The 13,852-nt window shown below is 73.6% G+C and carries 12 protein-coding genes and 1 pseudogene; 9 read left to right on the top strand and 4 right to left on the bottom strand.

Translation table 11 applies throughout. The features are described from left to right. Window positions 1-8 precede the first annotated feature (8 nt). From BLQ34_RS07925 to BLQ34_RS07940, 4 genes are all read left to right on the top strand, one after another. Entirely contained in the window at window positions 9-416 is a 408-nt protein-coding gene (locus tag BLQ34_RS07925) for a globin (RefSeq protein WP_091789553.1), read from the top strand. Window positions 417-583: 167 nt separating this feature from the next. Beyond that, window positions 584-2,257 carry a glycoside hydrolase family 13 protein gene (locus tag BLQ34_RS07930; protein ID WP_231961536.1) on the top strand — a complete coding sequence of 558 codons (1,674 nt, stop codon included), beginning with the start codon at window positions 584-586 and terminating at the stop codon, window positions 2,255-2,257. A gap of 33 nt (window positions 2,258-2,290) precedes the next feature. After that, the gene (locus BLQ34_RS07935) at window positions 2,291-3,085 is read left to right on the top strand and encodes a glycerophosphodiester phosphodiesterase (protein ID WP_091783803.1); all 795 of its coding nucleotides are present in this window, start codon (window positions 2,291-2,293) and stop codon (window positions 3,083-3,085) included. Beyond that, window positions 3,082-4,512 (top strand): MFS transporter, encoded by a 1,431-nt coding sequence (locus BLQ34_RS07940; RefSeq protein ID WP_157692938.1) that lies wholly within the window; start codon window positions 3,082-3,084, stop codon window positions 4,510-4,512. The genes BLQ34_RS07935 and BLQ34_RS07940 overlap by 4 nt, the downstream gene beginning before the upstream one ends. On the opposite strand, the gene BLQ34_RS07945 is transcribed toward BLQ34_RS07940, so the two are convergent. After that, window positions 4,502-5,413 (bottom strand): NAD(P)-dependent oxidoreductase, encoded by a 912-nt coding sequence (locus tag BLQ34_RS07945; protein ID WP_091783810.1) that lies wholly within the window; start codon window positions 5,411-5,413, stop codon window positions 4,502-4,504. The genes BLQ34_RS07940 and BLQ34_RS07945 overlap by 11 nt on opposite strands. A gap of 75 nt (window positions 5,414-5,488) precedes the next feature. Here BLQ34_RS07945 and BLQ34_RS07950 point away from each other — a divergent pair, with 75 nt between their 5' ends. Together BLQ34_RS07950 and BLQ34_RS07955 are read left to right on the top strand one after the other, a co-directional pair. Next, complete coding sequence (locus BLQ34_RS07950) at window positions 5,489-6,076, top strand: LmrA/YxaF family transcription factor (RefSeq protein ID WP_091783813.1); 588 nt, start codon at window positions 5,489-5,491, stop codon at window positions 6,074-6,076. Continuing rightward, window positions 6,073-7,203, top strand: a complete 1,131-nt coding sequence (locus tag BLQ34_RS07955) for a hypothetical protein (protein ID WP_157692939.1) — start codon at window positions 6,073-6,075, stop codon at window positions 7,201-7,203. Before BLQ34_RS07950 ends, BLQ34_RS07955 begins: the two co-directional genes overlap by 4 nt. A 13-nt stretch (window positions 7,204-7,216) precedes the next feature. On the opposite strand, the gene BLQ34_RS07960 is transcribed toward BLQ34_RS07955, so the two are convergent. Then, window positions 7,217-7,849, bottom strand: a complete 633-nt coding sequence (locus BLQ34_RS07960) for a hypothetical protein (protein WP_091783819.1) — start codon at window positions 7,847-7,849, stop codon at window positions 7,217-7,219. Then, window positions 7,849-8,355, bottom strand: coding sequence for an acyl-CoA thioesterase (locus BLQ34_RS07965; protein ID WP_091783822.1), 507 nt, complete (start codon window positions 8,353-8,355; stop codon window positions 7,849-7,851). The genes BLQ34_RS07960 and BLQ34_RS07965 overlap by 1 nt, the downstream gene beginning before the upstream one ends. Window positions 8,356-8,403: 48 nt before the next feature. Between BLQ34_RS07965 and BLQ34_RS07970 the strand changes: the two genes are divergently transcribed. Next, on the top strand, window positions 8,404-10,521 hold the full coding sequence (locus BLQ34_RS07970; RefSeq protein WP_091789559.1) for a RecQ family ATP-dependent DNA helicase: 2,118 nt from the start codon (window positions 8,404-8,406) through the stop codon (window positions 10,519-10,521). A 57-nt stretch (window positions 10,522-10,578) separates the two neighbouring features. On the opposite strand, the pseudogene yczE reads toward BLQ34_RS07970, so the two are convergent. Beyond that, a pseudogene (yczE, locus tag BLQ34_RS19510) lies at window positions 10,579-11,217 on the bottom strand (membrane protein YczE); the annotation flags it as partial. 62 nt (window positions 11,218-11,279) lie between these two features. On the opposite strand from yczE, the gene yczR reads away from it, so the two are divergent. Then, window positions 11,280-12,731: a MocR-like transcription factor YczR gene (yczR, locus tag BLQ34_RS07980; RefSeq protein WP_091783825.1), complete on the top strand. Its 1,452-nt coding sequence runs from the start codon at window positions 11,280-11,282 to the stop codon at window positions 12,729-12,731. Between the two features lie 123 nt (window positions 12,732-12,854). Continuing rightward, entirely contained in the window at window positions 12,855-13,829 is a 975-nt protein-coding gene (locus BLQ34_RS07985; RefSeq protein WP_091783828.1) for an acyl-CoA thioesterase, read from the top strand. Window positions 13,830-13,852: the final 23 nt, after the last annotated feature.

A 13,852-nucleotide genomic window follows, 5' to 3' on the forward strand; every position in this document is an offset into this window, starting at 1 on the left:
AGCGCGCGATGAGCCTGCAGACGCCAGGTGGCGACCAGCAGGGCAGCTTCTACGACCAGGTCGGCGGGCACGAGACGTTCCGCAAGCTGGTGCACGAGTTCTACCGGGGCGTCGCCACCGACCCGCCACTGCGGGCGCTCTACCCCGAGGACGACCTGGGCCCGGCCGAGGAGCGCTTCCTGATGTTCCTCGAGCAGTACTGGGGCGGTCCGACCACCTACTCCGAGCAGCGCGGCCACCCCCGGCTGCGGATGCGGCACCACCCGTTCAAGGTGACTCCCCTGCAGCGGGACCGCTGGCTGCACCACATCATGGCGGCCGTCGACACGCTGGACCTGCCCCCCGCGAACGACCTCATCCTGCGCGACTACCTCGAACGCGCCGCGCACTCGATGGTCAACTCCCTGGAGGACTGAGGCCGGGCGCAGTTCAGCCCGCGAGACGCTGCAGCCCCACGGCGGACCTGGTTTCCCCGAACGCGTTCGATGCGTCAGCATGGTTCACCGTGACGACCACCCTCCCCACCCATCCTGACCAACCCGTGCCCGACCCCACCGAGTCCGGCCGACCCGCCGCTGACCTCATCCACGCCGCCGGCCCCGCCGACGCCGCCTGGTGGCGGCACGCGGTGATCTACCAGATCTACCCGCGGTCCTGGGCCGACGCGGACGGCGACGGCATCGGTGACCTCCCCGGGGTCACGGCGCGGCTCGACTACCTGAAGGCGCTGGGCGTCGACGCGGTGTGGTTCAGCCCGTTCTACAAGTCACCGCAGGCCGACGCCGGCTACGACGTGGCGGACTACCGCGACATCGACGGCCTGTTCGGCACGCTCGCGGACGCCGACGCCATGGTGGCCCGGGCGCACGAGCTCGGCCTCAAGGTGATCGTCGACCTGGTCCCCAACCACACCAGCGACGAGCACGAGTGGTTCCAGGCGGCGCTGGCGGCCGGTCCCGGGAGCCCGGAGCGGGACCGCTACATCTTCCGCGACGGCAAGGGCCCCGACGGCGACCTGCCGCCGAACGACTGGCACTCCGTGTTCGGCGGCGACGGCTGGACCCGTGTCACCGAGGCGGATGGGTCACCCGGCCAGTGGTACCTCCACCTCTTCGACACCAAGCAGCCCGACCTCAACTGGGACAACCCCGAGATCGGCGACGAGTTCGAGTCGATCCTGCGGTTCTGGCTCGACCGTGGCATCGACGGCTTCCGGGTCGACGTGGCGCACGGCCTGATCAAGGAGAAGGGGCTGCCCGACTACGACGTCGAGCTGCACATCCTCGACGGTGAGCTGAAGCCCGGCGCCCCCATGCCCCCGATGTGGGACCAGGACGCCGTCCACGACGTCTACCGTCGCTGGCACTCGGTGCTGGCCGGGTACGGTGAGCCGGACCGCATCCTCGTCGCCGAGGCCTGGGTCCGTCCGCAGGAGCGCGCCGTCCGCTACGTCCGCCCGGACGAGATGCACCAGGCCTTCAACTTCGACTTCCTGAAGGCGCAGTGGACCGCGGCCGAGCTCCGCGAGGTGATCACGTCCTCGCTCGAGGCAGCCGACTCGGTCGGGGCCCCGAGCACCTGGGTGCTCTCCAACCACGACGTGGTGCGGCACGCCTCACGGCTCGGCCTGCCCGTCGGGGAGCGCCAGCCCAACGGCATCAGCGCGACCGACCCGCAGCCCGACCGGGCGCTGGGCCTGCGGCGGGCCCGCGCCGCGACGACGCTCATGCTCGCACTGCCCGGAGGCGCGTACCTCTACCAGGGCGAGGAGCTTGGCCTGCCCGACTCGACCGACATGCCTGGTGAGTTCCGGCAGGACCCGACCTTCCTGCGCACCAAGGGCAAGGAGATCGGTCGGGACGGCTGCCGCGTGCCGATCCCGTGGCAGAAGGACGCGCCGTCGCTGGGCTTCGGCCCGACCGAGGCGACCTGGCTGCCCCAGCCCGCGGTCTACGGCGACTACGCGGTCGACCAGCAGGACGGCGTCGAGGGGTCGACGCTCGAGCTCTACCGCACGCTCCTGCGGTGCCGTCGTGAGCGCGACCTGGGCACCGGCGGGCTCCGCGCGGCAGAGGGCTTCGGCGACGACGTCGTGGCGCTGGTCAACACCGGTCAGGGGGTGCCGACGCTCGTCGTCGCCAACCTGGGCTCGGAGCCCGTGGCGCTCCCCGAGGGCGCGACCGTCGTCGTCGCGTCGGGCGACCTGACCGACGACGGCCTGGTGCCCACCGACACCACCGTCTGGGCCAGCTTCTGAGCAGGTCCGCTGCTCTCACGACAGACTGAGGTCGTGAGAGCAGCGGACTTCGCCTACTTCGACGCACCGACCCCGGTCGGGCTGGCGCATCGCGGCGGGGCGAAGCTGGCGGCCAACCTCCACCTCGAGAACACCCTGCCGGCGTTCCGCGAGGCGGTGCGGATGGGCTACCGCTACCTCGAGACGGATGTCCACGCCACGGCCGACGGCACGCTGCTGGCGTTCCACGACGTGGCCCTCGACCGCGTCACCGACCAGCGGGGCGTGGTGGCCAAGCTGCCGTATGCCGCGGTGCGGGCCGCGCGGATCAACGGCACCGAACCGATCCCCCTGCTCTCGGACCTGCTCGAGGAGTTCCCCGACACCCGGCTCAACATCGACGTCAAGGCACCCGGCGCGGTCGAGCCGCTCGCCGAGGTGCTGCGCCGGCACGACGCGGTCGACCGGGTCTGCGTGGCCTCCTTCTCCGACCGGCGGCTGCGCGCGGTGCGCCGGCTCGTCGGACCGCGGCTGGCGACCTCCACCGGTCCTGCCGAGGTGGCCGCGCTGCGCCTCGCCCCCCAGCGGGTGGCCTCGTGGCTGCGCTCGCCGGCGGCTGCGCTGCAGATCCCGACCGGGCACGTCGTCGCCGGACGGCGGCTCGACCTGGTCACCCCTGCCCTGGTCGAGCGGGTCCATGCGATGGGCAAGCACGTGCACGTGTGGACCATCGACGACGCCGACGAGATGCACCGGCTCTTCGACCTCGGGGTCGACGGGATCGTGTCCGACCGCATCGACACCCTCGCCGAGGTGCTCGCCGAACGCGGCGTACCGTTGCGCCAGTGACCGCGTCGACCCCGCAACCAGCCCGCGAGGGAGTGTCGGACGAGCCGTCTGCCGGGGCCGAGCGGATCGGGGTCTTCCACCCGCGCTTCCTGCTCCTGTCGGTCTCGCTGGTCGCGCTGATCACGGTGATCGCGTTCGAGGGGATGGCGGTCTCGACGGCCATGCCCGACGCAGCGCGCGACCTCGACGCGGTGCGCTCCTACGGGCTGGCGTTCTCGGTGATGCTGACCACCCAGCTGCTCGGGATCGTCCTGGCCGGTGTCTGGTGCGACCGGTCCGGGCCGCTCCCGTCGCTGTTCGCCGGTCAGCTGCTCTTCGCCGCCGGCTGCGGGGTCTGCGGCGGGTCGCAGTCCTTCGGGCCCTTCCTGGCCGGCCGGGGCGTCGCCGGTCTGGGCGCCGGCCTGATCATCGTCGCCGGCTATGTCGTCATCGGTCGGGCCTACCCGGAGTCGTTGCGCCCCAAGGTCTTCAGCGTCATCTCGGCCGCCTGGGTGCTGCCCTCGCTGCTCGGCCCGCCGATCGCCGCCTGGGTCGCCACGACGTGGTCGTGGCGGTGGGTGTTCTGGCTCGTCGTGGTGCCCGTGGTGGCCGCCGTCGTCCTCGTCCTGGCACGACGCGCGCAGATCGCAGCGGCCGACGAGGGCATCGAAGAGTCCAGTCGCGACCACCGGGAGCACGCCAGGGCGGCGTGGTTCGGGGTGCTCATCGCGGCGTCCGCCGGTGCCCTCCAGTGGGGCACCCACGACCTCGAGGCCACCTGGTCGACCAAGACGGTCACCGCCGTCATCGGCATCCTGGGCATCGCCGTCGCCGCACCACTGCTGCTTCCCCACGGCACCTGGCTGATGCGCCGGGGGCTTCCGTCGGTGATGCTCGCGCGCTTCCTGCTCACCTGCTCGTTCTTCGGCACCATCACCTACATCCCGTTGATGCTGGTCAACGAGCGCGGCCAGTCGCTGGCCACGGCCGGCACCATCCTCGCGGTGGGTTCGCTCGGCTGGTCGACCGGCTCGTGGATCCAGGGCCGGGACCGCTGGGCGGGTCGGCGGCACCAGCTCGTGTCGGTCGGCGGCGTGCTGCTGACGGCCGGCCTGCTCGGCATCGTCGCCGTCGCCCACTTCGACTGGCACCCGTGGCTCATCGCCGTGGCACTCGTGGCGTGCGGCACCGGCATGGGGCTGGGCACCGCGAGCCTGTCGGTGCTCTCGCTCACCCTCACGTCGCCGGCCGACCACGGCACGACCTCCTCATCGCTCCAGCTGGCCGACGTGCTCGGCTCGGTGCTCGGCATCGCCGCGGCCGGTGCGGTGTTCGCGGCGCTGCACACCACGGCCGGCCGTGACGTCCCCGTCTTCGTCGGAATCTGGCTCGGCCTGAGCGCGGTGGCTGCCCTCGTCGTGGTGGCGGGTCGGCGGATCAGGACGTGACGGCCCTGGGCCAGGGCTCCTGACCTCCCTGCCGGGTGGAGCGGCCCCGGACGGCCGCGAGGACTGCCGCCATGTCGAGCCCTCCCCACCCGCCGTCGACGGTCTCGGCGAACAGGTCTCGCGCCGCCTCGGCCAGCGGCGTGGCCACCCCGGCCGCGTGCGCTGCGGAGACCACGAGCTCGGCGTTCATCAGCACGTCGGCCGCACCAGCCTGCACGGCCCAGTCGCCGGCCACCAGCTTGGCGAGCTTGGCCCGCGACACGGTGCTGGCCATCGGGCCCTCGTCGACGACCCTGCGGAGCACGTCGAGGTCGAGGTCGTGGGCCGCGGCGAAGTGGAACGCCTCGACGAGCCCGGTCACCTGGGTGATGAGGAACAGGTTGACGGCAAGCTTGGTGAGCAGCCCACTCCCCACGGGACCGGTCTCCACGACGACCCTGCCCAGTGGCGCCAGCAGCGGCGCGACCCGGGCGCGCACGTCCGGCTCACCCGCGAGCATGACGACGAGCTGGCCAGCCTCCGCGACCGGCCTCGACCCGGAGACCGGCGCCTCCGCATACCACCCGCCTGCGCCGGCCACCTCCTCCCCGAGGCGCACGGAGAAGGCCGGCGAGGTGGTGCCGAGGTGCACCAGTGTCCGTCCGGCCACCAGCTCGGCGAACGCGTCAGTGCCACGGGGCAGGGTGGCGTCGACGCCGTGCTCTCCCGCGAGCATCATCAGGACGACGTCGCTGCGCTCGAAGAGCTCGGTCAGGTCGGTCGCTTCGTGGGCCCCCAGGCCGGCCAGGTGGTCGACGGCGGGTCGGGACCGGTTCCAGACGACCAGCTCCTGACCGGCGGCCAGCAGGTGGGTCGCCATGGGCAGCCCCATGATGCCGAGCCCGACGAACCCCAGGGTCATCCTCTGCCTCCTCCGTGCCGACTATGTCAGTTGTCATAGTAGAGGCAAGTATGACGCGTGTCATAGTCTGTGGACATGACCGAGCTCGAGCGTTCGCCGCGGCAGCGGATGGTGTACGAGGCCGCCCAGGCGTTGCGCGAGGACGGTCTCGCCGGGGCCTCGTTGCGGACGGTGGCCGCCCGCGCGGACGCACCGCGCGGCTCCCTCCAGCACTACTTCCCCGGCGGCAAGGACCAGCTCGTCACCGAGGCGTTGCACTGGGCCGGTGAGTTCGCCGCGGCGCAGGTCCGCACCTACCTGGCCACCGCCCGACGGCCCACGCCCTCCGGGATGTTCGACGACCTCGTGCGGGGTTGGTGCCGCGAGCTGGAAGCCCGTCAGTTCGCCCGGGGCTGTCCTGTCGCCGCGTCGGTCGCCGACGCCTCCCACACCAACCCCGAGGTGCGCGCAGCAGCCGCCTCCGCCCTCGCGACCTGGCAGGAGCCGCTGAGGGCCGGCCTGCGGGCGATGGGCGTCCGCCCCGCCCGGGCGGCCGCCCACGCCACCCTCATGCTGGCCGCCCTCGAAGGCGGCCTCGTGCTGGCGCGCGCCGAGCACGACACCCGCCCCCTGCGCGTGGTCGCCCGGGAGCTCGCGCCGGTGCTCGACGCCGCGGCGCCATGAGGCGGTGGCGCCGGGCCCTGGCGGCCACCCTTCTCCTGGGCGGGGCCGCGTGCACCGCAGGCCCCGCCCCTCCTCCGGCGCCGGCGCCTGCTCCCCTCGACTGGACGGTGGTCGACCTGCCCGACGGCGCCGTCCCCCTGCTGGTTCGTGCCGGCGGGGACGGCTTCCTGGTCGCCGCCCGGACGGGGGAGCGCGCCTCGATGTACCGCCTGCCCTCGTCCGTGACCGGCGCACCCGAGCCGGTCACGGTGGAGCCGCACAGCGTCTACGCCCCAGCCGCCCGGTGGGTCGACCTCGCGACCGACGGGGCGCGCGTGCTGGCCCTCGGCCGCGCCTCTGGCGGCGCGCACGGCCTGCCGCGCTGGACCGTGTGGGACGGCACGCCGACCCGGCTGGTGGAGCGACCCCAGCCGTTCGAGGCCTTCGGCGGCCCCCGCTCCGGCGGGCTGGCGGCCGTGGGACTGGGCCGCTCGGAGGTGCTGGTGGGCACCTGGGACGACGACGGCGCGGGGCTCGACGCCCGGGTGTGGACGCGGTCGGCGCCGACGACGTGGGAGCGCGTGCCGGTCGCGCCGGCGCTGGCCAGCACGGTCCGCCTCCTCCCCCAGCCGGCTGCGGTGGCCTCCTCACCCGCTAGCCTCCTCGTGGCCGGCTCGGTGACCGACCTCGGCGAGGGGGCGTCGGTGGTGACCCGGGCGGCCGCCTGGGTGGCTCCGGATGCGACCGGGCCCTGGGAGGCTCTCGAGCTTCCCGCCACCACCGTGTCCGCCCGCGCGACGGGCGTGGCGTGCGGTGGGCACGACTGCTGGGTCGCAGGCACGGACGGGGAGGCTCCAGCGGCCTGGCGGGTGGTGGGCACGACAGTGACCCCCCAGCACCTCCCCGCCGGGCCCGGCACCTCCGACCTGCCGCCCGCGGTGGCCGCGGTGGCCGCGGTGGAAGGCCACGCGTGGATGGCGTACGCGGTGCAGAGCCGCAGCAGGCTCGCCCGCACGGCCGGACGTGGATGGGTCGGCGTCGAGGGCCCTCCGGGGCGCCCGGTCTCGCTGGCCGCGGTGCCCGGTCGGCTCTACCTCGTGGCGGTCGCGGCGGACGGACCACACCTCTGGACCGCAGCAGCCGGTTGACCTCGGCCGGTCGTCAGCGGATGAGGACGTGACCAGCCGCTGTCGACAACCGGGTCCATCGGCCGTGCGCCCAGACCGTCACCTCCGCTTCCGTCCCCGACGCACCCACGAAGCCCAGCACGTGTGCCGCGAAGGCACCGCCCGCGGGCACCGGCGGAGTGGTCGCCGTCAGACGCCCCCACACCTGACGGCGCAGGGCTGCGACCGCGGACCCACCGGCATCGGCCGGCACCCCCTGGGCCACCTCCTCGATCCCCTGCCGAGCCACGGCATGGACGTCGCCCGCAGCCACGGCTCCGACGCGTTCCCAGCCACCGCGCGGGGGTGCCATGGCGGCCCACGGCACCCGGACGGTGACCGGCGGCAGCGCGAGCGTCGACCCGCCCTCGCGGGCGAGCCGGTCGGTCAGCGCCGCCAGCGGGACGGTGACGTCGACCTCGGCCGGCTCACCCAACGGCATGGCGCGCAACCCGATGACGACCCCCTCCGCCATCAGGCCGCTGCCGGGCAGGACCCCGACGTAGGCCGCCAGCGTGCGACCCGATGCCTGGAGCCGGATGGCGCCGTCGGGGTCGGCACCCTTGGCGCGGCTGACGAAGGTGCGCAGGTCGTCGAGCCCCTGCACGTCGGGGAAGACCAGCTCCATCAGCGCCTCCGCCAGCGGAACGGCACCGGCTCACCGGAGTGCGAGCGCAGCACGTCGCGGAGCGACTCGTCCATCCGCCGCGGCGTGCTGGTGGCGAAGTCGTAGAGGACCAGGGTGGTCTCTGCCCGCGCGTAGACCACGTCGCCGCCCTCCTCGGTGAGGGGACGACCGTCACGCACCTCGTAGGCGAGGTCGAAGCCGGCACCGCCGATCCTGGTGGCCCACATCTCGACCACGATGGGCGGCACGCGGTAGAGCAGCGGCGCGAGGTACTCGATCTCGTGACGCGCGACCAGGATCCCCTCCGAGAGCACCGAACGGTCCTGGCCGAACCACTCCTCGAAGCCGATCACCCGGGCGTCCTCGAGCAGCCGCAGGAACTGCACGTTGTTGACGTGCCCGTAGGCGTCCATGTCACTCCACCGCAGGGGCACGTTGACGCGGTAACGCGCCGCGGGGGCTGCGTGCTGCGGGCTGCTCCGGTCGGGGGTCTGGTCGGCGGGCATGTGGACATCCTCGCAGGGCTGTCGGGCGGGCGGCATACGGTGGTCGGCATGGAGACGACCGCACCGCCCGGGCTCGCGACGCAGGCCACCACCGTGCTGCGACGGCTGGTGGGCCGCGACGACGCGGTCTTCCGCGACGGCCAGCTCGAGGCCGTGCAGGCCCTCGTCGGTCAGCGCCGGCGGGTGCTCGTGGTCCAGCGCACCGGGTGGGGCAAGTCGGCGGTCTACTTCGTGTCGACCGCGCTGCGCCGCGCCGAGGGCGCCGGGCCGACCGTGATCGTCTCGCCACTGCTGGCCCTGATGCGCGACCAGGTCGCAGCAGCCGGACGGGCGGGCATCCGCGCGGTCACCATGAACTCCGCCAACGCCGACGAGTGGGGCCAGGTCTCGGCAGCCCTGGCCGCCGACGAGGTCGACGTCCTGCTCGTCAGTCCCGAGCGGCTCAACAACCCGAGGTTCCGCGACGAGCAGCTGCCCGACCTCGCCCGGCGGTGCGGCCTGCTCGTCGTCGACGAGGCCCACTGCGTGTCCGACTGGGGGCACGACTTCCGCCCCGACTACCGGCGGATCCGCGACCTGCTGACCAACCTGCCGGCCGACACCCCGGTGCTGGCGACCACCGCCACCGCCAACGCACGGGTCGTCACCGACGTCGTCGAGCAGCTCGGTGCCGGCGGTCACGACGTGCTGACCCTGCGCGGCGGGCTGGCCCGCGACTCGCTGCGGCTCGGCGTGATGCAGCTGACGTCGCCCGAGCAGCGGCTGGCCTGGCTGCTCGCCCACCTCGGCTCGCTGCCCGGCAGCGGCATCGTCTACACCCTCACCGTCTCGGCGGCCGAGGACATCGCCGTAGCGCTGCGCGAGGCGGGCCACGAGGTCCGCGCCTACACCGGTCGCACCGACCCGGCCGACCGCGAGCGGCTCGAGGCCATGCTGCGTGACAACCAGGTCAAGGCACTGGTGGCCACCTCTGCGCTGGGCATGGGGTTCGACAAGCCAGACCTGGGGTTCGTGCTCCACCTCGGCGCGCCGTCCTCCCCGGTCGCCTACTACCAGCAGGTCGGCCGAGCCGGTCGCGCCACCGAGCGGGCCGACGTCCTGCTGCTCCCCGGCCCGGAGGACAAGGACATCTGGGCCTACTTCGCGTCCGCCTCGATGCCCCGCCAGGAGCAGGCCGATGCCGTCCTCACCGCCCTGGCCGGCTCGGCGAAGGCGCTGTCGACCGTCGCCCTCGAGTCGATCGTCGACATCCGCCGCACCCGGCTCGAGCTGCTGCTCAAGGTCCTCGACGTCGACGGGGCGGTGCAGCGCGTGCCGGGTGGGTGGACGTCGACCGGCCGGCCCTGGACCTACGACGCCGAGCGCTACGAGCGGGTCACGGCGGCCCGGGTGCGCGAGCAGGACCTCATGGTCCGCTACGAGCAGACCGACGGCTGCCGGATGGCCTTCCTCCAGGAGTCGCTCGACGACGACACCGCGGCGCCGTGTGGGCGCTGCGACTCGTGTGCCGGCACCTGGTTCCCCACCGAGATCCCCGACGTCGCGGTCACCACGGCGCGAGGCCGGCTGGAGCGCGCCGGGGTCGAGCTGGAGACCCGGTCGCAGTGGCCGTCGGGCATGGATCGGCTCGGCGTGCCCGTGCGCGGCCGGATCGGCGCCGACGAGGCGATGGAGACCGGCCGGGCGGTGGCGCGGCTGACCGACCTCGGGTGGGGCCAGCAGCTGCGTTCGATCCTGCGGGCCCCCGACGCCCCGGTGCCACCGGAGCTGTTGCGGGCGTGTGTGCCGATCCTGCGGGACTGGGGCTGGGCCGATCGACCCGTGGCCGTGGCCACGGTGCCGTCGCGCACCCACCCCCAGCTCGTCGAGTCGCTCGGTCGAGGCATCGCCGAGATGGGGCGGATGCAGTGGCTGGGCGCTCTCGACCCGGTCGAGGGCGGACCGGTCGGCGAGGCCGGCGGCAACAGCGCGTTCCGCCTGGCCGGCGTGTGGGGACGGCTCGAGGTCGGCGCCGAGCAGGCGTCAGGCCTGCGCGGTCTCGACGGCCCCGTCCTGCTGGTCGACGACGTCGCCAGCTCGCGCTGGACCCTCACCGTCGCGGCCGCCGCGCTGCGCCGGGCCGGTGCCAGCGGCGTGCTCCCGTTCGTCCTCGCGCTCGACGCCTGACCCCGGGACGCCAGTTCCGGACACGCCTGAGCCAGAGACGCCCGTTCCAGACCCGCCCGGCACCTCCAGCGGCACGGTGAAGATCGGCAGGAACAGCTGGACGACCGGACCGATCAACACGGCATACAGCACCGTCCCGAGCCCGACCACGCCGCCGAGCAGCCAGCCGACGACGAGCACCGTCACCTCGATGCTGGTGCGCACCAGCCGGAAGCTGCGCCCGGTGCGCCGCACGAGGCCGGTCATCAGGCCGTCTCGCGGGCCGGGGCCGAACTGGCTGCCGATGTAGAGCGCACCGGCCAGGCCGTTCAGCACGATGCCGCCGACGAGCAGGGCCACCCGCGCAGCCATCAGGTCGGGCGCGGCGAGCAGGGCGAGGGTGGCATCGGTGGCCAGGCCGATGACGATGACGTTGGCCACGGTCCCCAGACCCGGCCACTGGCGCAGCGGGATCCACAACAGCAGCACCGCCACCCCGACGATGATGGTCACGGTGCCGAAGCTCACTGGCAGGTGGCGGGCGATGCCGTAGTGGAAGACGTCCCACGGATCGAGCCCGAGCCCGGATCGCACCATCATCCCCATCGACACCCCGTAGAGCGTCAGCCCGACGGCGAGCTGGACCAGCCGGCGCGTGGTGCGCCCGGCGCGCAGCTGCTGCCGGGGTGTGAGGGAGGCAAGGGAGGTGCGGGTCATGGTCCCTAGATTGGCTGCCATTGGCCTGTTCTTCCATAGCCAATCGTGCGAAAGTGGTCTGCATGCCAGCCCGCACCATCTCCGCGACCCGCCTGGTCCCCATGCTGGGCGCAGCGCTCGACACCGCCCCTGCCTACCGCGGCCTCGCCGACGCCGTCCGGCTCCTGGTCGCCGACGGCCGCATCCCGGTGGGCACCCGCCTCCCGAGCGAGCGCGATCTCACCGCCACCCTGGGCGTCAGCCGCACGACGGTGACCCGCGCGTATGCCGAGCTGCGCGACCGTGGTTACCTCACCTCGCGCCAGGGGTCCGGCAGCGTCGTGGCCCTGCCGGGTGACCCGGCCGGGCGCCGGCAGGCCTCGGCCCTGCACCCGACGGCAGAGCCCGGTGACGGCGCCGTCATCGACCTCACCTGTGCCTCGATGAGCGCCCCGGCCGGCACCGTGGCGGCCTACGAACGAGCCGTGGCCGAGCTGCCGCGCTACCTCGCGGGAACCGGCTACCACCCGCTCGGGCTGATGGCGCTGCGCGAGGCCCTGGCGCAGCGGTTCACCGAGCGCGGGCTGGCGACGACGCCCGACCAGGTCATGGTCACCAGCGGCGCCCTGGCCGGCCTCGCCGTCACCGCGCGGGCCCTGCTCTCCCCCGGCGACCGGGTGCTCCTCGAGAGCCCCACCTACCCCAACGCGATCGAGACCCTGCGGCGCTCCGGCGCCCGGGCCGTGGGCCTGCCCCTGGACCGCGGTGGGTGGGACCTCGGCGCCGCCGACGCGGCGTTGCGCCAGACCGCGCCCCGGGCCGCCTACCTCATCCCCGACTTCCACAACCCGACCGGCGCCCTGATGCCCGACGCCCAGCGCGCCGAGCTCGGCGCCGCCCTCGCAGGCACCCACACCGTGGGCGTGGTCGACGAGACGCTGGTCGACCTCGCCCACGACCCGGCCATCGCGATGCCACGCCCGCTGGCAGCCCACCACCCACGCACGGTGACCCTCGGCGGTGCGAGCAAGACCTTCTGGGGCGGTCTGCGGGTCGGGTGGATCCGGGCCCCGCGCGAGCTCATGCCGGCCCTCGTCGGTGCCCGCCTGACGCTCGACCTCGGCGCCCCGGTGCTCGAGCAGCTGGTGCTCACCGACCTGCTCGCACACCGCGAGGAGGTCGTCGCCGATCGCCGCACCGCCATCGTGTCCACCCGTGACGCGCTGATCGCCGCGCTGCGGGATCGGTTGCCGCAGTGGCGGTTCCGTGTCCCCGAGGGCGGTCTGTGCCTCTGGGTCGAGCTGCCCGACGCGCTCTCGACGCCGCTGTGCGCGGCGGCCGACCAGCGCGGGGTCGTGCTGGCCCCCGGGTCGCAGTTCGCCGTCGAGGGAGGCATGGAGCGCTATCTGCGGCTGCCCTTCACCGGGCACCCGCCCGAGGTCGTCGAGGACGCCGTCGAGCGCCTGGCGCTGGCCTGGGGCGATGCGCAGTCGGCCCGACCGACCCGCCACGGAGGATCCCCCCTCGTCGCGTGAGTCGCCCCGAGATCGCGTCGCCCCGAGATCGCGTCGCCCGAGATCGCGTCGCCCGAGATCGCGTCGCCCGAGATCGCGTCGCCCCGAGATCCCGGCTCTCGGGTGTCCCGCTAGGGTCGGCACGTGACCGACCAGCGCAGCACCGACCCGAACACCGCTGACTCCCAGTCCGGCTTCGACCCGCTGACCGACCTGCTCGACACCCTCGACCTCGAGGAGCTGGGCACCGCGAAGATCACCGTCGAGGGCGTCGGCGACCGGGCCGACTTCGGCGAGTCGGGAGCCACCGTCTTCCTGGGCCGCAGCCAGAAGATGCCGCACGGTCGCGTCTTCGGTGGTCAGGTCCTCGCCCAGTGCGTCATCGCCGCCGGTCGCACCATGCAGGACGTCGACGACGGTGACGGCCCACGCCGGATCCACTCGCTGCACGGCTACTTCATGCGCCCCGGTGACGACACCCAGCCGATCCGGTTTGCCGTCGAGCGGATGCGCGACGGCAACTCGTTCTCGACCCGTCGGGTGCACGCCATCCAGGACGGCGTGCCGATCCTGTCGATGATCACGTCGTTCCAGGAGGCCTCCGGTGGCCTCGACCACCAGGACGCGATGCCGCAGGTCCCCGGTCCCGACGAGCTGCGGTCGCTCGCCGACGAGTTCGGCGGCATCGACCACCCCGGGGCCCGGCACCTGCTCAAGCGACCCATCGAGCACCGGCACGTCGAGAGCAACCTGTTCGTGGCCCCCGGGGCCGAGCTGACCGCCCACCAGAGTGTCTGGATGCGGGCGCTCGGCCGGCTGCCCGACGACCCGTTGATCCATGCGGCCGTGCTGGCCTACGCCTCGGACTACACGCTGCTGGAGCCGGTGATCCGCCGGCACGGGCTGACCTGGACCGACCGGCGGCTGCGCCCGGCCAGCCTCGACCACGCGATGTGGTTCCACCGTCCGGTGCACGTCGACGAGTGGATCCTCTACAGCCAGGAGTCCCCGTCCGCCTCGGGCGGTCGCGGTCTCGGGATCGGTCGCATGTTCGCGGCCGACGGCACCCTCGTGGCCACCGTCGCCCAAGAGGGCATGGTCCGCGTCAAGGAGTCCTGACCCAGCCCACCGGATGCGGCGCG

It is taken from the genome of Pedococcus dokdonensis, from assembly GCF_900104525.1.
Taxonomy (GTDB): domain Bacteria; phylum Actinomycetota; class Actinomycetes; order Actinomycetales; family Dermatophilaceae; genus Pedococcus; species Pedococcus dokdonensis.